We start from the raw sequence: 18,060 nt of genomic DNA on the forward strand, positions 1-18,060 counted from the left end.
GGAGGGCGGGATGCGCGGAAGGGGATTTCTTGCCATCTGGAGCGACGTCGAGGCTCACGATCTGATCGATTATCGGCACTGGCTGACGCGTGAGCACACGACCGAGCGCGTGACGACGAAGGGCTTCCTGGCATCGCGTGTATTCCGCGCGGCAAGAGACGACATCAACCGCTTCTTCATTCTGTATGAGCTGGAAACACCGGAGGTGCTCGACGGCGAGGCCTATCTGGCGCGTCTCAACGCACCGACGCCGTGGTCACAGCGCATCATGCCGAAGCTCGGCAATTTCGTGCGAGGCGGGGGTGTCATGGTCGCGCGGGAAGGGCGGGGCGAGGGCGCGTCGATCGCGGCGCTCCGGATCGAGACGTTGCCGAAAGATCCCCAAAGTCTGGCTCAGGCGCTGGTTGGGTGCGACGGGGTTGCCGCCGTGCAGATCGGCGCGACCGACAAGGCGCGGACGTCGGTGCCGACTGCCGAAAAGGGCATGCGGAAGAACGAGGGCTTTTTCGCGGGGCTTTTGCTGATCGAGGCACTCGACGTCGCGTCTTTGCAGGCTGCCTTGCGGAAAGCGGCGGACATTGCCTCCGACGTCGTGACCGGGGCGAGCGAGCCCGAAGTTTATCAAAGCACGTTTGCGCTCGACGCCCGTATCGCGGATTTCGGCTGATGGCAGCGTTCTCGCTCGCCGCGCTGACCGTGCTCGAGCTTGCGCCGCCCGAGATGATCGAATTGGCGGCGCACTGCGGCTACGAAAGAGTCGGGCTCAGGCTATTGCCCGCCACGCCTGGCGGTGTTGCCTATCGCCTGATGGACGATGCGCCGCTCCTGCGGGAGACGCTTCGGCGGTTGGAGTTGACGGGGGTGACTGTTGCCGATCTCGAGGTCGTTGCGTTCAGACCGGAAACGGACGTCGCGTCGTTCACGCCCTTCTTCGAGGTGGGCGCGCGCCTCGCCGCCAAACACATCCTCGTCGCAGCCTACGATCCGGATCTGGCGCGGTTTTCGGATCGCTACCAGCAATTTTGTGAAGCGGCAGCGAACTATGGCCTGACTTCCGATCTCGAATTCATGCCCTGGACGAGCGTTCCGGACCTGAAGACAGCCATGCGCATCGTCGGCGACGTCGATCGTCCCGGTGCCGGCATTCTGGTCGATGCGCTGCATTTCGATCGGTCGCAGAGTTCGCTTGCGGACCTCCGCGCCATCCCGGCGCAACGCCTTCACTACTGGCAACTATGCGACGGCCCGGCCGAACGCCCGGCGACCACGGAGCAGCTCATCCATGCGGCTCGCGAGGAGCGGATGTTTCCGGGCGAGGGCGGAATAGACCTGATGGGGCTGGCAAGCGCGATGCCGAATGACCTGACCATCAGCATCGAGGTTCCGACCGTTCAACTGGCAAAGAGCGCCGATGCCGCGTCGCGCGCGCGCCGGGCGTTGGCGGCGGGCAGAGCCGTCATGGAGCGGGCGCGCAGCCAACGTTGAGAATTTCGGGACGGGAAGGGGTGTGCGGGATGTCGCAAGCCGATCGCTCCTGGGATGTCGAGACCGATCTCCTGGTCGTCGGAGCGGGTGCCGCCGGCATGACGACATCGCTGGTGGCGGCCCTTGAAGGGCTCGACGTGATCCTTTGCGAGAAGTCGGATACGGTTGGCGGCACGACCGCGACTTCCGCCGGCACAGTCTGGATTCCGGGCAATCGGCAGGGACGGCTTGCAGGAACGCCAGACTCGATCGAGGCGGCACGAGTCTATCTCGAAGCATTGCTCGGCGTGCACGCCGCGGACGCGCGCGTGGATGCATTTCTCCAGGCGGGTCCCGTCATGCTCGACTATCTCGAGCAGAAGACGAGCGTAGTGTTTGCGGCGCCCCCGGTACACCCCGACTACAAGAACCTTCCCGGTGCAGCGATCGGCGGTCGTGCGCTCGGCGCCATTGCGTTCGACGGCCGCAAGCTTGGCAAAGATTTCGATCGCGTCAGACCTCCGCGGCGAGAGTTCATGGTCCTCGGCGGCATGATGGTAGGAAAGGCGGACATCCCGGCGCTGTTGGCGCCGCTCCGGAACTGGACGAACTTCAGGCATGTCGTTGGTCTTGTCGGCCGGCACTTGCTCGATCGGCTTTGCTACAGGCGCGGAACGCGTCTGATCATGGGTAACGCGCTCGTCGGGAGGCTGTTTGACGGCCTCCGTCGTTCCGGCGTCCATCTGCGATACGAGACTGAGCTCAGCGAGCTCATCCGCGATGGCGACGCGGTCGTTGGGGCGGTCTTGTCATCACCGGCCGGCGCATTGGCGATACGTGCCCGCAAAGGCGTTGTGTTGGCAACGGGGGGCATCGGCTGGAGCCGCGAACTTCGCGAAAGGTTTTTTCCGGAGGGCGCGCGCCGATTTTCACTCACGCCTTCGTCCAATACCGGGGACGGCATGCTCGCGGCCGAACGCGTCGACGCAGTCATCGAGCGCGATCTCGACAGCCCCGCTCTGTGGATGCCAAGCTCGGTCATGACGCAAGCGGACGGCCACGTTTCGGTGTTCCCGCACATCATGCTCGATCGTGCCAAGCCGGGACTGCTTGCCGTGAACAAGTCCGGCCGCCGTTTCGTGAATGAAGCCGACTCTTATCACGACTTCGTGGAAGCGATGTTGCGTTCGAACGCGTCTTCCTCGTCGGCGCCGCCGGCTTTCCTGATTTGCGATCGCGCCTTTATCGGGGCCTACGGCATTGGTCTCGTTCATCCCGGGACGAAGGATTTGGACAAGTTTCTGAGGGCCAGATATTTGGTGGCGGGCGAGACGATCGAAGCATTGGCCGAAGAAATCGGCGTCGATAGCGGCGCGCTTGCTCAAACGGTTGCGCGATACAATCGCTATGCCGACAGCGGGGTGGACCCGGATTTCGGCCGCGGTTCAAGCGAGTTGAACCGGTTCAATGGTGATCCCTCAGCCAAGCCAAATCCGTGCCTGCGGCGGATCGGTCCCGGGCCATTCTATGCCGTCGCGGTATGGCCGACGGATCTCGCCAGCAGTGCCGGCTTGTGCACGGATTCAACCGCCCGGGTTTTGTCTGGCGATGGGGCGGTCATACCCGGACTCTACGCCGTCGGTACGGATGCATCCTCGATCTTTCGAGGCACTTATCCGGGGCCGGGCACGATGATCGGACCTGCGATGGTATTCGGATGGTGCGCGGCGATGCATGCCGCGGGCGTTTTCGGCCAGGAAGAAGAAGGTAACTGAAAGCTGCTCGTTCGCTACGACAGCTAGGAACTCTTGCGCACCATCGAGGCTTGAATCCGCGGGCCAGCATTGCCGCCAATTGCTGGTCTGCACGGCCCCGCCTCCAAGCCCCCCATACCCCCCAGGGTGGGGCCGTGCTTCATCGCAGGAGATGCAATGCCTGAGCCGACCGAGCAAGACATCAGAGACCGCGCGCACCGACTGTGGGAGCGAGCAGGCAAGCCGGAGGGCCGCGAGCAAGAATTTTGGCACGCAGCCGAGCAAGAGCTACGCAACGAAGACAAGTCGAACACCATGCGGACGCCGGATACGCTGTGACCGCCATGGGTGCCGTTCTGCTACGGAACAGAGCCTTCTAGAACGACTTGGTTCTAGAAAGACTTGGAGTTCTGAGCAGCACGGGCAGCGAAGCGGGCCCGTTCGCACGACGGTGTTTGCGGTGGACGAGCAGAAAAAGATAGAGCACCAGATCGAACTCGCAACGCGAGCGGCGGCGCTTGTCAAAGACGAAACCACTATCCAGCGTTTCAGGAACTTCGCTGAGGAGCTGAAGCGGAAGCTGCTTCGCATGATGCGGCGCGGTCAGGTGCCAACGCGCGCGTACGAGCTCTGGGAGCAGGCGGGTCGCCCGGTCGATCGCGAAGTGGAATTTTGGCTCGAAGCGGAACGGCAGATCGAACAAGAGCGCGAACAGAGGAAGCTCTCGGGGCCCCCAGAGAAACGATAGCTGTTGGCGCTGCTGGTGCCCACATCGGCAGCGAGCAAGTCGCTGACTTTGTCCGCATTCCCCTGGACAGAGAAAAAGCCGCCGAGTTCTTCACCCTGGCGGCTTCGGAAGTCCGTAGCTGTTGATTGTCTCCTCAGCCTTGTGCGTACCGCCGTTACCTTGTTTGCGGCCATGCAAGATCATTATAGGCGAAGGCAATCGATTTCACTGTGACTTGAAGCACACATTGCAAAGCTGCCTCTTGCTCCGTCATTCCCTTACGCGCCCGCGGCGACACCCAGGCGGCCGATGCCGGGAAGCTTCACCGCCGGGCGGCGGACGTCGAGGCCGAGCACCGCGCCGAGGAAATTGATCTCGACCCCTTCGACCCAACCGATGGTCATGCCGAGATAGCCCGACAGCGAGGCGTAGAGGCCGGTGCCGGACGCTGTGACGCCGGCCCAGCGTCCGCTGTAGGGAAAGTCCTTGCCGATCGCGGTCGGCGGCAGCACGGCGCGCAGCTCGGGAACGGCGTCCAGCGCCGCCTGCACGAAGGTGTTGGAATTCGGTCCCGGCCAGGCGCTGTAGTCGCCATAGGTGCGGAACTTGTAATTCTCGATGACGTCGCGGATCTTCGGAATCAGCGCTTCGGCCCGAGTGCCGTCGACCGCGACCACCGTTTCCGGCAGGGCGCCGAACCAGCGGCCGTCGGGCGCAAAGCCGTTGCTGCGAATCGGGTCGCCCCAGGCCGTGTAGTCGTACCGGCTGTAGGTGGCGGCACCCTTCTCCTTGACGACGATCCAGGTGTGGACGGCGAAAATGCTGCGCCAGCGCGCGGTGCGCGCGGCGAACACGCGGATCAGCGCGTCCGGATCGGCGGATGCGGGCGGCAGCAGGCCGGCGCTGGAGCGATCCGCCGTCTGCCAATTGCCGCGGCCGTCTCCGCGTAAATAATAGCGGCCGGCCGACACGCCGATCGGCACGAACATCAGCAGCAGGAAGAGAATCAAGACTTTCCTCAAGGGCAAACGGCGGTCAGGCGGGACGATGCCACCAATATAGTTCGCAATGCACGCCGCGCCAGCGCCCTCCGGCTCTTGCATTCGGGAACTGCGGCCATATGTTGCGCAGATGAGGAAGCTGTCACTCGTCGAAGACCAGGCCATCCAGGCGCGCATCGCGTTCGTCGCGGGCGCCGAAACGTTCGATCGCCTCTTCGCCGGCATCCGGTTCGACGAAATCGACGGCAATCTGCTGTTTGCCGTTGCGCGCAACGAAGACTGTGCGGCCGAGATCGAGGACGAGTTCTCGCATCACCTTGCCGTGGTCGCGACGCAGATCCTGGCGCAGAGCGTCGACGTGGTCGTGGTGCTGCCGAAGGTTCTGCAATAGCTTTCTGCCCGCAGGCCGCTTGCCTTCGCCCTGTCTCTCCGCTTTTCAATGCAATTGCAAAATTGTAATGACGTCATTGGGCGCTCAGGCCCGAGGTGCGTTATCGACGGAGCTCGACGAAGGGCTCGTCGACGCTCGCCTCTATTTGCGAAACAACATTGGATACAAATTGGCGCCCACCAGGAAAGCCCGGGCCACGACCGGCGCGATAAAGACAAAAAGCCGGAGCTCAAAGAGCCAGAGCTCAAAAAGCAAAGGCTCGAAGAGCCAAGGCTTAAAAAGTAGCGGCTTAAAAAATATCGGCTTAAAAAGTAGCGGCTTAAAAGCTGACGGCTCAAAAAGTGGCGGCTCAAAAAGCAAGAGCTCGGGAAGCAAGAGCTTGAAAAGCAAGAGCGCTTTGCGTTCCGCGGTCGCCTCCTCATCGCCGCTCGGTATGCTGGCGCTGCATCTGCTCGAGCAATGGGAAAAGTCCGGCCGCGACGGCCTCGTGTTCCTCTGCGACGACGAGAGCAGGGCGGAGCGGCTGGGCGGCGTGATCCACGCGCTCGATCCCTTGGTCGAAGTGCTGGTGTTTCCGCGCCTGAACACGCTGCCCTTCGACGGCCTCGAGCCGTCCCGCGAGATCGCGGGCCGGCGCAGCGCGGTGCTGCGGCGCCTCGCAAAGGCCAAGAAGCCGGTCTTCCTGGTGTCCACCGCGGAAGCCATCATGGAACGGCTGCCGCTGCCGGCGAGCTGGTCGCGGTCGAGCCTCACGCTGAAGGTGGGCGCGCCCTATTCGGGGCCCGAGCTGGAGAGCCGGCTGGAAGCGCTCGGCTACGATCTCGACGAAGAGGCGGAGTATCCCGGCGGCGTCCTGTTCCACGGCAAGACGTTCGAAGTATTTCCCGCCGGCGCGCTTGCGCCCTTCAGGATCGAGCATTCCGGCGAGACGATCCGCAAGATCGTCGCCGTCGATCCGGTCGAGCACGAGGTCGTCTACGAGACCAAGGAATTGACCATCGACCCCATGTCCGAACGGATCGCGCTGGGAGCTACGCGCGGACAGCGGGCGACGCTGCCGGATTATTGCGGTCGCGCGCGATGGATCGTGGATGCCGGGGTGTCGGCCCATGCCGATAGCTGGCTCGGCACGATCGAGGAGGCCGCCGGCCGCAGAGATGCGGAGCGCGAATATCTGGGGCAGACGGACTGGAAGCGGCTGAAGAAGAGCTTCAGCGTGCTGCCGCGCAAGGCCGCCTTCATCTCGACGCCGGAGTTCTCGAAGCTCGCCGCGCCGCGCAAGGCACTTCGCGCCTTCGTCGCCGACATGCAGCGCGGTGGATCGCGGCTGCTGTTCGTCGCGGCGGTCGAGGATGACCTTCGCGCGATGGAGCGCATGAGCGGCATCAAGGCGGAGCGCCTTGCCGATTGGAGCGAGGTGTCGAAGGGACGGAGCCGCGAAGCCGCGCTGCTGGCCGATTTCGACGCGGGGTTCATTGGTGCGGGCCGCAAGCCGCTTGTCGTCGTGACCGCGTCCGACGTGCTCGGCAGCCGGGCCCATCATCCCCAGCCGATGGCGCGCTCGTGGAATCCGGCGTTCGATCATCCTGACGTGCCCGAGAAGGGCGCCGCCATCGTCCATCTGCAACGCGGGCTCGCCGTGCTCGACGGCTTGCAGACCCTCGACATGGGACGGGGATCGCGGCGCGAGATGGTCAGGCTCGCCTTTGCGGGCGACAATGCCGTGCTGGTGCCGCCGTCCGATCTTGCCGTGATCTGGCCCTATGCCGGCGAGCCCGGCAAGCTGACGCTGGACAAGGCGGACGGCAGCAGTTGGTGGGCGCGGCGCACCGAGGCGGAGGCGGAAATTCAGGTCGCCGCCAAGGCGCTCGCCAAACACATCAGCCAGCGCCGCCGCCGCCGTGCACCCAAACTGGTGCCGCCGGGGGCGAACTACGAAAAATTCGTCGCGCGTTTCCCCTATTTCACGACGGTCGATCAGGCCAAGGCGATTCAGGACGTCCTCGACGATCTGGCGTCGGGCCATCCCATGGACAGGGTGATCTGCGGCGACGTTGGATTCGGCAAGACCGAGGTGGCGCTGCGCGCAGCGGCCGCGGTGGCGCTGTCGGGCAAGCAGGTGGCGATTGCGGCGCCGACGACCGTGCTGGCACGGCAGCATGTCGAAACCTTCCGCAAACGGTTCGGCCCGCTCGGGATCGAGGTGGGAAGCCTGTCGCGGGCCAGTTCAGGCCCGGAGACGCGGGAGACGAAGGAAGGGCTGCGGCGTGGCAGGCTGAAAGTCGTGGTCGGCACGCAGGCTCTCGCGGCAAAGGACGTGAAGTTCGCCGACCTTGGCCTCGTCATCATCGACGAAGAGCAGCATTTCGGCGCGGCGGAGAAGGCGAGGCTTTCAGGACTGGCAAAGGGTGCTCATTCGCTCTGGATGAGCGCCACGCCGATCCCGCGCACGCTCGCTGCGGGTCTTGCCGGCTTCAGGGATCTCAGCGTGATCGCCTCGCCGCCGGTTCATCGCCTTCCCATCGTGACCAGGATCGCGCCGCTTTCGGAAGCCGCCATTGCCGCGGCGCTGCTGCGCGAGCGCAGGCGGAACGGACAGAGCTTCCTGATCTGTCCGCGCATCCAGGATCTGGAGCCGATGCTGGCGCGGGTGCAATCGGTGGCGCCGGAGCTGCGCATCGTCTGTCTGCACGGCAGATTGCCCGTCGAGGAGATCGACGACCGGATGATGAGTTTTGTCGACGGCGAAGCGGATGTGCTGCTGGCGACCAATATCGTGGAAAGCGGCCTCGACATACCGCGCGCCAACACCATCGTGGTGTGCTGGCCCGAAAAGTTCGGCCTGGCACAGCTGCATCAGCTCAGGGGGCGGGTGGGACGCGGCGGCACGCGCGCGTTTGCCCATCTGCTAACGGAATCGACTTCGGAACAGTCCGAGAAGCGTCTGGCGGTGCTGGAGGAGTTCAGCAAGCCGGGTGCCGGCTTTGCGATCAGCGAGCGCGACCTCGACCTCAGGGGCGCCGGCGATCTGTTCTCGGAACAGCAGTCCGGGCACGTCCAGGTGTTCGGACCCGTGCTCTACAGTCACCTTCTGAAGCTGGCCTCCGAGCGCGGCAGCGACACCGGCGCCGATCTGTGGGTCCCCGATCTCAATATGCCGCTGGCCGACATGCTGCCTGAAGGCTACGTGCAATCGGAAGCGGTCCGGCTTGAGATTTATGGGCGCGCAGCCCGGTGCCGCAGCGACGACGATCTGGAAGATCTGGAGGAGGAGATATCGCGCCGTTTCGGCAGACTGCCGCCGGAGGCTCGCGACTTCTTCGCATCCGCCAGACTCCGGATCGATTGCAAGCGGCGCGGCATCGTCAGGCTCGATGTCGGGCCCGAGGCCGTCGCCGCGACGTTCCTGCCGGGGCGGCTGCGGAAATCCGGGGCGAAGTCGAAGGCGGGATCGCTCCAGCGCGACGGCGACCGCGTCGTCTATTCCGGTCGCCGCGACCAGGACCCGTTCAGCCGCGTCGAGGAATTCCTCGAACTCCTCGACGCCTAGGGATTATTCGGTCTGCTCGACGGTCGCCGGCATTTTCGCCACCGACATCAGCGAGCGGGCAACCTGGTTGAGGAGCTGGTCGGCGTTCTCCTCCTCGGCCAGCGATTTCGACAGCAGGCTGACGATGGCACTGTGCCGAAGTTGCTGGGCGAGGTTGCGCGCCGTGCTATAGCCCGCGATCTCGTAATGCTCGACGCGTTGTGCCGCGCCGATCAGGGCGAGGTCGGCCGCCGCGTCCTCCTTGTCCTCGCCCTCGGCCATGATCTCCTGGCCCTCCTCGACGAGGCCCATCATCCCCTTGCAGGGCTTGGCGCGGGCGGATTTGCCGAGCATTTCGAAGCACTCGTTGATGCGCTCGACCTGCGCTTCGGTCTCCGCGAGGTGGTGCTCGAACAGCTCGCGCAACTGGTCGAAGCGGGCAGCCTCCGCCATCTTGGGAAGCGCCTTGGTCAACTGCTTCTCGGCATGCAGGATATCGCGCAGCTCGTTGATAAGCAGATCACCGAGACCAGCTTCGTCCGCCGGCGGCGAGCTCTCCGTTACGATGGCGGTGGCCGGACCCGGTTCGCCCGCCTGGATCGCCGGCGAGTCCGTGAATACCCAGTCGCCGCCCTCGTTCCACGGTCCGCGCGTGTCGATCTCGCCATGGTCGCCGGCGCCGGTGGAATCGTTGAAGAACTGGTCGACCAGGCCGGGCGTCGGCGGGATGCGGCCGATGCTGAACGCCGGCTTGCCCAAGCTTTCGAGCGCCAGCGTGAACGCCTTCATGTGCGTGATCTCGCGGGTCATCAGGAATTGCAGCGCGTCCTTGCTGCCGGCGTCATCGCAGAAATTGATCAGCCGCTCGTAGACGATCTTGGCCCGCGCCTCCGCGGCGATGTTGCTGCGCAGATCGACGTCGAGCTCGCCGGTGATCTTCAGATAGTCGGCGGTCCAGGCATTTCCCTGGGAGTTGAAGAGATTGACCCCACCGCCGCCCGCGATCGCGATCAGGGGATCGGCTTCGGCCGCCTGGCGGTCGAACTTCGACGGCTTGAGATGCATCCGCGCCAGCGTGCCGACCACTTCCAGATGGCTGAGCTCCTCGGTACCGATGTCCATCAGCAGGTCCTTGCGATCGGGATCTTCGCAGTTCAACCCCTGTATCGAGTACTGCATGGCGGCGGCAAGTTCGCCATTGGCGCCGCCGAACTGCTCAAGCAGCATGTCGCCAAAGCGGGGATCCGGCTCGTCCACCCGAACGGTGAACATCAGCTTCTTGACGTGGTGATACATGGGGGGACTTTCGGGTTCGAAGGACAGGAGAAGAAGATGTTTTGCGAACGGGCGGCTTCAAGGTTCGTTCCTATCGAGACGATCTGCGCCGGCGGTGTCAGGCGCAGATCGTTCGATGTCGTTGGCGGCAGGATTGCGCGCGCTTTGTCAGCGCTGATCCGGACGCTTGGCGGGCGGCCCGCTCTTGTTGCCCGGTGCGCCCTGAATATTCGACGGGTCCTGCGATTGCACGGCGGGGTTGCCGGTGGAGTTCGTCGAACTCGATCCGACGGTTTCACTGGGCTTGGCGGCCGGACCGTTCTTGTTGCCGGGCTGTCCGGCAATGCCGGCCCCTGAATTCTTCGCGCTCGGCGCGGACGATACGTCAGGCTTGCTGGACTGCGCCCAGGCTGCTGCAGGCAGCGCAAGGGCAGCGAGGATAACGGCACCTGTGAACTTCATCTCGGTGTTCTCCGACTGATGCCCCGTCTACTCGAACGCCTCCGACCTGCGTGCGTTCCTGTTGGCGTCAGCTCGAAGCGTCGGCTCGCCCCATCATGGCGAACTATCCGGGCAGCGGCGCCTCCACGACGTCCAGCAGCGCTCCGACGCCTTGTCGCAGGCGGCGCGTCGCGACGGTCTCGGTAGCGAGGCCGAACACCACGAGGGATCGCCCGGTCATTGCATAAGCGCGCCCGAACTCGAACGCGGGCATCTGCCCCTCCGGTTGATTGGTGTCGATCAACCCGAGCCAGTTGCGTCCCTCGGCCACGGCGGGCAAGGTGAAATTCACGACGTCGTAATGGGCGTTGTAGATCAGCATCATGGTCGCATCCGAGCCGCGGCGCTTGATCCCGGTCTCCTGGGCGCGGCCGTCGAGCAGCAGAGCGAAGCATTTGGCGTTGCCGTCCTGCCACTGCTCCGTCGTCATTTCCTCTCCGGACGGCGCGAGCCACGTCACGTCCTTGACGTCCAGCTCCTCGTTGTGGGAACCGACCAGGAAGCGGCTGCGGTAGAGAATGGGAAATGCCTTGCGCGTGGCGATCAGCTTGCGCGTGAATTCGCGCAGGCTGCGGCCGTTCGCGGTGATGCCCATCCAGCCGAGCCAGGCGGTCTCGTTGTCCTGGGCATAGGCATTGTTGTTGCCGTTCTGAGTATGTCCGAATTCGTCGCCGGCAAGCAGCATCGGTGTGCCGTGAGACAACAGCATGGTCGCCAGCAGATTGCGCTTCTGGCGCTCGCGTAGCGCCGTGATTTCCGGATCGTCCGTCGGCCCCTCGGCGCCGCAGTTCCAGGAATGATTGTTGCTGTGGCCGTCGCGATTGTCCTCGCCATTCGCCTCGTTGTGCTTGTCGTTGTACGAGACGAGATCGTTGAGATTGAAGCCGTCATGGGCCGTGACGAAGTTGACGCTGGCCCACGGCCGGCGCCCGCGCCTGTTGAAGAGATCGCCGGATCCCGACACGCGCTTGGCGAAGTCCGCGATCGATCCTTCTTCGCCCTTCCAGAAGGCGCGCACGGTGTCCCTGAACTTGTCGTTCCACTCCGCCCATCCCGGCGGAAACTGACCGACCTGGTAGCCGCCCGGACCGATGTCCCAGGGTTCGGCGATCAGCTTGACGCTGGAGAGCACGGGGTCCTGGCGGCAGGCATCGAGGAAGCCGCCGCCTTCGTCGAAACCGTAAGGCTCTCGTGCCAGGATGGTGGCGAGGTCGAAGCGGAAGCCGTCGACCCGCATCTCGGTCGCCCAGTAGCGCAGGGAATCCGCGACCAGTTGAAGCACGCGCGGGTGTGACAGGTTCACCGTGTTCCCGGTGCCGGTGTCGTTGATGTAGTAGCGCGGCGTGTCCGGCAGCAGGCGGTAATAGCTGGCGTTGTCGATGCCCTTGAAAGACAGGGTCGGGCCGAGCTCGTTCCCTTCCGCGGTGTGATTGTAGACGACGTCGAGGATGACCTCGATCCCATGGGCGTGGAACTGGTTGACCATGGCCTTGAATTCGTTCGCCAGCGGCGTCTTGAGGTAACGCGGCTCCGGCGCGAAGAAGGCGAGGGAGTTGTAGCCCCAGTAATTGCGCAATCCTTTCTCGACCAGATAGCTGTCGTCGACGAAGGCGTGGATCGGCAACAGCTCCGCACTGGTGATGCCGAGCGATCGCAGATAGGCCGGAACCTCCGCATGCGCGAGGCCGGAGAACGTGCCCCGGTCTGCGTCGGGCACCAGCGGATGCAGCTGGGTAAAACCCTTGACGTGCATCTCGTAGACGATCGTCCGCTCCCACGGCACTTCCGGCTTGCGCGCGGCGCCCCAGGTGAAGGCCGGGTCGATGACGCGGCATTTCTGCATCAAGGGCGCGCTGTCGCGTTCGTCGTAGGAGAGATCCTTGTCGGCATGGTCGAGCTGGTAGCCGAACAGCTCCGGTCCCCAGCGCAACCGGCCGACCAGTTGCTTGGCGTAGGGATCGAGCACGAGCTTGTTGGGATTGAAGCGGTGTCCCGCGTCGGGGTCGTAGGGGCCATGGACGCGGTAGCCGTAGACGGTACCGGGACGGGCTGCGGGCAAATAGCCGTGCCAGACTTCGTCGGTATATTCGGGGAGCTCTATCCGCTCCAATTCCGTCTCACCGCTATCGTCGAACAGGCAGAGTTCGACCTTGGTGGCATGGGCCGAAAACAGCGCGAAATTGACGCCAAGCCCGTCCCAGGTCGCGCCGAGCGGAAACGGCTTGCCCTCGGTGATCCGGGAGCGGCGCAGGCTCGAGGCCGCCCGCGTCAGAGCGTCGTCCGAATGTACTTGTTGATCCATCGTTGCCCCCGAATAGCCCTTCAAGAGACTGGTTCAGTCGCCGTTGTTTCGGCTGTCGCCTGCTCGCCGCCGGCCGCCGCAGCGATCACGGCGCCAGGAGGAACATCGTCCGGCTTGGGCAGTGTGGTTGCCCTTTGCTGCGCCGCCTCCTTGCTGATCGCCGCAATCGAGTTGCCGATCCGGTCGACGATGCTGGTCAGCTCCGAATCCGACAGCCCAAGACGCTTTCTGACGAGCCGCACTTGAGTACGGTCGGCCAGGTCGAGTTTGTTGCGGATCGGCTGTGGCTTCGAGCGGCGCATGGCGAAAACTCCTGTGTAGAGTTGCAACCGTCCCTCAGGCGATTCCGTTCCTTGCTTGTCTTGCGGTTGCCCGCCTAGATCGAAGATTTATAGATGGCTGCGTACGACCTGGCCGACTGTGTCCAACTGAAGGCCTGCGCCATGGCAGCGCGGCGCATGTGATCGAGGCGGTCCTTCTCGATCACGAGATCGACCCCCTTCTGGTGCACCAGGGGCGACATCATCGTGCGGCTTGGCCAAGTGGCGTGATGGGACGGCGAGGAACGCTTCCGACGGCTTTCCGTTAGCGCAGCAAATCCTGGAGCCGCTCCATGACCGAATATCCAAAGCCGCCGTTTCCTCCGCAGCAGCAATCGATGCCCGGTTCGACGCGCGCGATGAATCCTCGACCGGATCACGGCGAGGAAAGTTACAAGGGCGCGGCGCGCCTGGCCGGAAAAAAGGCGATCATCACCGGCGGCGACAGCGGCATCGGCCGCGCGGTCGCGATCGCCTATGCCCGGGAAGGCGCAGACATCGTCATCGCCTATTTGAACGAGGACGAGGATGCCGCCGAGGTCAAGGCGCTGGTGGAGCGCGAGGGACGCAAGATCGTCCTGATCCCCGGCGACATCCGCAATCCCGATCATTGCCGCGAGATCGTCCGGCGCACCGTCGAGGAGCTCGGCGGAATAGACATCCTCGTCAACAACGCGGCCCATCAGGCCACGTTCAAGGACGTCGCTGACATCAGCGACGAGGAATGGCAGCGGACGTTCGAGACCAACATCCACGCCATGTTCTATCTCACCAAGGCTGCGATCCCCCACATGCGCCCGGGAGCGGCGATCATCAACACCGCGTCGGTGAATTCCGACATGCCGAATCCGACCCTGCTGGCTTATGCCACGACCAAGGGTGCCATTCAGAACTTTACCGGTGGGCTCGCCCAGATGCTGGCGACGAAGGGCATTCGGGCCAACGCGGTCGCCCCGGGTCCGATCTGGACGCCGCTCATTCCGTCGACCATGCCGGAAGACACCGTCAAGAATTTCGGCAAGCAGGTGCCGATGCAGCGGGCCGGGCAGCCGGCCGAGCTCGCGACCGCCTATGTCATGCTTGCCGATCCGCTCTCGAGCTACACATCAGGAGCGACCCTGGCGGTCACGGGTGGGAAACCGTTCATCTGACTGAAGACTCATCTGCGCGCCATGAGAACGGTGTTGGCAGCCTTCGCTTCGTTCAAATTGGTCGTGAGGAAGCGCACGATGTCGTCGCGCCCAAGTTCCTCCGCCCAGGCGATCAACGTGCCGTAGCGACACATCTCGTAATGCTCGACGAACTGGAACGCTGCACGGCCGCGGCTGTTCCATTCCCGTGGGCAGATCAGGAGAACCGAATGAGCGATGGAGCGGATCATCTTGCGGGCTTGCTGGGACGGGCGGCGATGGACGTGTGGGGCGACATGCCTCGCGACATCCAGGAAGCGCTGTTCGAGACCGCCATGAAGGGACGGGCAGCGGAGCGGGAAGAGCTCGCGCGACTACTGCATGAGCGGCATCCCCGTACGCTTCATCCGGCGCGGCCGGGCTGACGCGGCGGCGGGAACGATCGCGCGAGAAGCCGATTGGTAAATGGGCGATGCGCTGCGAACGGCTTTGGAAGAAACCCGCGGACCGTGTCGTTCAACTTGAGTCGAATCTGTGGATCGATTGACGTGACTGAGATGATCATCGGAAAATGGTACGACCCGATCTCGCAGCGATGGATCGTGCCTCGCGAGGCCCGTCCGGTGGCGGCCTATTCGCAGTCCGGCGCGGAGAAGGGGCTGGACAGCCGCAAATCAGGCGAGGCGGAACGGATCTGGGACCTGTTGGTCGATTGCTGCGCAAATGGTTCAAGTGGTTGATGCCACGCCGATCGCCACCTTCGCCCTAATGCGAGGGCCTGGCCGGATTTGTTCACATGTGAACAGAAGTGCCGTCAGGGATTGAGCTGGTGGGCCCGAGCCGGAGATTGAGCGTTCAGCCTGTCCGGCGTCAGTTGCGGTACCAACTCGCCAGATTCCACGTCGTGACGTCCCACCCTGACATGTCGACCATGAGGTTGTTGACACCTGCATTGACGATGTTGCGGGATAGAAGCGGCAGAAACACGTTGGCCTCGCAAAAAGTTTCGTCGACCTTGATCAGCAGTGCGGCGCGCTTGACCGGATCAAGCTCGTTCTGGGCCGCCTTGTAGGCCTTGTCGGCCTCGGGATCGGACCAGCGCGAGACGTTGCGGCCTAGCCATTTGTTTTCCTTGTTGGATATCTCCCAGGAGACGCACTGGTTCAGGAACCGCTCCGGGTCGGGCTGCGGCTGCGTGGTGTTGTACATCTCCATGTCGGCATAGAACTTCGAGTAGGTGTCAGGATTGCCGACGTCCGACGAGAAGAACACCGAAGGGGTGACCGACTTGAGCTCAATCTCGATGCCGGCCTTCTGGCAAGCCTGCTTGATGATGGCCTGCGTCTTCTGGCGCGGCGCATTGGTCGAGGTCTGGAAGACGAATTTCAGCTTCTTGCCGTCTTTCTCGCGGATGCCGTCCGCGCCCTTGGCCCAGCCGGCTTCATCGAGGACCTTGTTGGCCTTGTCGACGTCGAACTCGTATTTCAGCTTGGCTGACTTGAACTGTTTGGGTGCGTTGACGAAGCTCGCGGTGGCGACGCCGCCGCGGCCGTAAATGAACTTCTGGATCGACTCGCGGTCGATTAGCAGGTTGATCGCCCGGCGAACGGCGGGATCGGACAGCGTCGGGTGCTTCGTCTTGGTGCTGGAACGCTCGCCGTCAACTTCGGTCCACGGGTCCGTCGTGTTGAGGATGATGAACTCGACGTTGCCGGAGGGCGTGACGTCGAGCTTGCCCTTCCCGCTTGCCTCCATGCGCTTGAGGACCTCCTCCTCGACCTGCATGTTCCAGGCGTAGTCGTATTCGCCGGTCTGGAGCACGGCGCGCGCCGCGGAGACCGCATCGCCGCCGCCCTTGATTTCGAGCTTGTCGAAATGCGGCTGGTTCTTGACGTGATAGTCGGGATTGCGTTCGGCCCTGATCAGGTCGCCGGGCTTGAACTCGACGAATTTGTAGGGACCGGTGCCGACCGGCTTCAGGTTGCCGGGCGCCTCGCGCGACTTGGCGCCGGCATAGTCGCCGAAATGGTGCTTGGGCAGGATCGGACCGACCGAGCCGACGAAGGGGTCGGCCCAGAACGGCGTCGGGCTCTTGAATATCACCTTGACGGTGTGGTCGTCGATCTTCTCGACCTTGATATCCTTGTAGGATCCGGTGGTGTACGCCGCGGTCGCGAGGTCCGCGGCATATTGCCAGGTAAAGACGACGTCGTCGGCGGTGAACGGCTTACCATCATGCCACTTCACGCCCTGCTTCAGCTTCCAGATCACGCTCATGCCGTCCGCCGCGAGGCTGCCGTTCTGCTTGCTCGGGACCTCGGCGGCGAGGCAGGGGAACAGGTTGCCGTCCTTGTCCCAGCCGGCGAGCGGCTCGAAGAACACGCGCGAGGCGATCTGGTCCTTGGTGCCCAGCGCGAAATGCGGATTGAGCAGCGTCGGAGCCTGCCAGAGCAGGATCTTGAGCGGGCCGCCGCCGCCAGCCTTGGTCGGCTTGTAGGGCAGCGTGGCGTCCGCCATCGCCACGTCGTTCCAGACCAGGATCTGGCTGGCGACCGGCGCTGCGATCCCGATCGCGGCCATCGTCTGCATGAACGAGCGTCGCGACAGCGTGCCCTGCTTCACTTCCGCGATGGACTTGCGGACTTCGTTCTCGTTCATCGGTTGAGCTCCACCTGCACAGTGCCACCGGCCAAAGCCCATCATGTTTCATCAGGGCCGGGGCGGCAATGCCGGCAAGAGAGCAAAGTCCTGCGGCGAAATGACGAGGGTGAAGATGGGCAGTTTCTGCCGGGACAGATTTGCCGGCGTGACGAACCTGCCATCAGGAATTAGCGATAAGCCCTTGATGGCAATAACGCTCTCATCTGGCATGCTCGTTGCACGCAGAACGTGCGTTTGCAATGGAGTGGAGTTTGGTATGAGCGTCAGCAGTATGAGCAGCATCGGTGGTGGAAGCGCGGCGGGTTCGCCTTCGTCCACCGGGCAGGCGAAATCGGCCGATTCACAAGATGGAGTCTCGATGTTCGCGTCCCTGCTGCACGATGGCACGCCCTACGACGAGGTCAAGGTGAGCTTGCCGAACGGCATGTCGATCGGCATCGTCCACTTCGGCGGCGGTGGCTTCGACAGCAGCGCGCTCAAATCCATCGAGGATTTCGTGCAGAGGCTCGCGAGCCAGCAGATTTCAGGAACCTCGACATCCGGCGCTGATCAAGCGCAGAATGCCGATCAAGCGCAGAATAACGACACGCCCGACACTGCGGGGCTCGACAAGGTCCATGTCGATCTTCCGAATGGAATCTCGTTCGAGGTGCTGCATTCCTCCGGTGGTCATGCAACGGACAGTGCCGCCGTCATGAAAGAGCTCACCGAGGCGGCCGAGGAACTCGCCGAATCCCTGTCGCATTACTCACCGGCGTCGGCCGCAGCGTCCGCCTATGCCGCGCAGGCAGTGTCATCCGGCCGCAACGGCCAGGTGGACGCGAGGAGCTGAGTGCGAATAGCGGTAACTGGACCGCCGCCTGAGAGACCCAGGCGGCGATCCGGTGCGAGCTCAGGTGAACTTGGGGAAGTTCCAAGGCCGCGCCGGAACGCTAACCCGGTCGCCGCGGGCACATGTTGCTCCAGCCGGAGATTGATTGCAGCCGCCAGGAAATTGCCACACAT

At 63.7% G+C, this 18,060-nt stretch carries 18 protein-coding genes and 1 pseudogene; 11 read left to right on the forward strand and 8 right to left on the reverse strand.

The window, feature by feature from the left end; translation table 11 throughout:
* Positions 1 to 10: 10 nt before the first annotated feature.
* The 5 genes from ABIB06_RS19390 (at position 11) to ABIB06_RS19410 (ending at position 3,966) form a co-directional block, all read left to right on the forward strand.
* Positions 11 to 667 carry a hypothetical protein gene (locus ABIB06_RS19390; RefSeq protein WP_354050045.1) on the forward strand — a complete coding sequence of 219 codons (657 nt, stop codon included), beginning with the start codon at positions 11 to 13 and terminating at the stop codon, positions 665 to 667.
* The gene (locus ABIB06_RS19395) at positions 667 to 1,485 is read left to right on the forward strand and encodes a sugar phosphate isomerase/epimerase family protein (protein ID WP_354050046.1); all 819 of its coding nucleotides are present in this window, start codon (positions 667 to 669) and stop codon (positions 1,483 to 1,485) included. The genes ABIB06_RS19390 and ABIB06_RS19395 overlap by 1 nt, the downstream gene beginning before the upstream one ends.
* Before the next feature lie 29 nt (positions 1,486 to 1,514).
* Complete coding sequence (locus ABIB06_RS19400; RefSeq protein ID WP_354050048.1) at positions 1,515 to 3,239, forward strand: FAD-dependent oxidoreductase; 1,725 nt, start codon at positions 1,515 to 1,517, stop codon at positions 3,237 to 3,239.
* 156 nt (positions 3,240 to 3,395) lie between these two features.
* Entirely contained in the window at positions 3,396 to 3,557 is a 162-nt protein-coding gene (locus ABIB06_RS19405) for a DUF2934 domain-containing protein (RefSeq protein ID WP_247348444.1), read from the forward strand.
* 253 nt (positions 3,558 to 3,810) lie between these two features.
* The gene (locus ABIB06_RS19410) at positions 3,811 to 3,966 is read left to right on the forward strand and encodes a DUF2934 domain-containing protein (protein WP_354050172.1); all 156 of its coding nucleotides are present in this window, start codon (positions 3,811 to 3,813) and stop codon (positions 3,964 to 3,966) included.
* 257 nt (positions 3,967 to 4,223) lie between these two features.
* Here ABIB06_RS19410 and ABIB06_RS19415 read toward each other — a convergent pair whose 3' ends face one another.
* A complete protein-coding gene (locus ABIB06_RS19415) occupies positions 4,224 to 4,955 on the reverse strand; it encodes a DUF3750 domain-containing protein (protein ID WP_354050050.1) in 732 nt (243 codons plus the stop codon).
* Between the two features lie 121 nt (positions 4,956 to 5,076).
* On the opposite strand from ABIB06_RS19415, the gene ABIB06_RS19420 reads away from it, so the two are divergent.
* Together ABIB06_RS19420 and ABIB06_RS19425 are read left to right on the forward strand one after the other, a co-directional pair.
* Entirely contained in the window at positions 5,077 to 5,337 is a 261-nt protein-coding gene (locus ABIB06_RS19420) for a hypothetical protein (RefSeq protein WP_247348440.1), read from the forward strand.
* A 433-nt stretch (positions 5,338 to 5,770) separates the two neighbouring features.
* Complete coding sequence (locus tag ABIB06_RS19425) at positions 5,771 to 8,887, forward strand: DEAD/DEAH box helicase (protein WP_354050174.1); 3,117 nt, start codon at positions 5,771 to 5,773, stop codon at positions 8,885 to 8,887.
* Between the two features lie 3 nt (positions 8,888 to 8,890).
* On the opposite strand, the gene ABIB06_RS19430 is transcribed toward ABIB06_RS19425, so the two are convergent.
* From ABIB06_RS19430 to ABIB06_RS19450, 5 genes are all read right to left on the reverse strand, one after another.
* Complete coding sequence (locus ABIB06_RS19430) at positions 8,891 to 10,162, reverse strand: DUF892 family protein (RefSeq protein WP_354050052.1); 1,272 nt, start codon at positions 10,160 to 10,162, stop codon at positions 8,891 to 8,893.
* A gap of 147 nt (positions 10,163 to 10,309) precedes the next feature.
* Entirely contained in the window at positions 10,310 to 10,603 is a 294-nt protein-coding gene (locus tag ABIB06_RS19435) for a hypothetical protein (protein WP_354050054.1), read from the reverse strand.
* Between the two features lie 103 nt (positions 10,604 to 10,706).
* The gene (gene glgX, locus ABIB06_RS19440; RefSeq protein ID WP_354050055.1) at positions 10,707 to 12,944 is read right to left on the reverse strand and encodes a glycogen debranching protein GlgX; all 2,238 of its coding nucleotides are present in this window, start codon (positions 12,942 to 12,944) and stop codon (positions 10,707 to 10,709) included.
* A gap of 20 nt (positions 12,945 to 12,964) precedes the next feature.
* Positions 12,965 to 13,246: a DUF3606 domain-containing protein gene (locus ABIB06_RS19445; RefSeq protein WP_354050057.1), complete on the reverse strand. Its 282-nt coding sequence runs from the start codon at positions 13,244 to 13,246 to the stop codon at positions 12,965 to 12,967.
* 74 nt (positions 13,247 to 13,320) lie between these two features.
* Positions 13,321 to 13,470 (reverse strand): hypothetical protein, encoded by a 150-nt coding sequence (locus ABIB06_RS19450; protein WP_354050059.1) that lies wholly within the window; start codon positions 13,468 to 13,470, stop codon positions 13,321 to 13,323.
* Between the two features lie 87 nt (positions 13,471 to 13,557).
* On the opposite strand from ABIB06_RS19450, the gene ABIB06_RS19455 reads away from it, so the two are divergent.
* Positions 13,558 to 14,415 carry an SDR family oxidoreductase gene (locus ABIB06_RS19455; RefSeq protein ID WP_354050061.1) on the forward strand — a complete coding sequence of 286 codons (858 nt, stop codon included), beginning with the start codon at positions 13,558 to 13,560 and terminating at the stop codon, positions 14,413 to 14,415.
* Between the two features lie 8 nt (positions 14,416 to 14,423).
* Here ABIB06_RS19455 and ABIB06_RS19460 read toward each other — a convergent pair.
* Positions 14,424 to 14,570: pseudogene (locus tag ABIB06_RS19460) on the reverse strand (DUF892 family protein); the annotation flags it as partial.
* Between the two features lie 54 nt (positions 14,571 to 14,624).
* On the opposite strand from ABIB06_RS19460, the gene ABIB06_RS19465 reads away from it, so the two are divergent.
* The gene (locus ABIB06_RS19465) at positions 14,625 to 14,819 is read left to right on the forward strand and encodes a hypothetical protein (protein ID WP_106942129.1); all 195 of its coding nucleotides are present in this window, start codon (positions 14,625 to 14,627) and stop codon (positions 14,817 to 14,819) included.
* A gap of 132 nt (positions 14,820 to 14,951) precedes the next feature.
* Positions 14,952 to 15,134 carry a hypothetical protein gene (locus ABIB06_RS19470; RefSeq protein ID WP_247348498.1) on the forward strand — a complete coding sequence of 61 codons (183 nt, stop codon included), beginning with the start codon at positions 14,952 to 14,954 and terminating at the stop codon, positions 15,132 to 15,134.
* Positions 15,135 to 15,264: 130 nt separating this feature from the next.
* On the opposite strand, the gene ABIB06_RS19475 is transcribed toward ABIB06_RS19470, so the two are convergent.
* Positions 15,265 to 17,052, reverse strand: coding sequence for a peptide ABC transporter substrate-binding protein (locus tag ABIB06_RS19475; RefSeq protein ID WP_354050063.1), 1,788 nt, complete (start codon positions 17,050 to 17,052; stop codon positions 15,265 to 15,267).
* A 43-nt stretch (positions 17,053 to 17,095) separates the two neighbouring features.
* On the opposite strand from ABIB06_RS19475, the gene ABIB06_RS19480 reads away from it, so the two are divergent.
* Positions 17,096 to 17,887 carry a hypothetical protein gene (locus ABIB06_RS19480; RefSeq protein ID WP_354050065.1) on the forward strand — a complete coding sequence of 264 codons (792 nt, stop codon included), beginning with the start codon at positions 17,096 to 17,098 and terminating at the stop codon, positions 17,885 to 17,887.
* Positions 17,888 to 18,060 lie beyond the last annotated feature (173 nt).

The sequence above is a fragment of the Bradyrhizobium sp. LB8.2 genome, from assembly GCF_040548035.1.
Classification (GTDB): domain Bacteria; phylum Pseudomonadota; class Alphaproteobacteria; order Rhizobiales; family Xanthobacteraceae; genus Bradyrhizobium.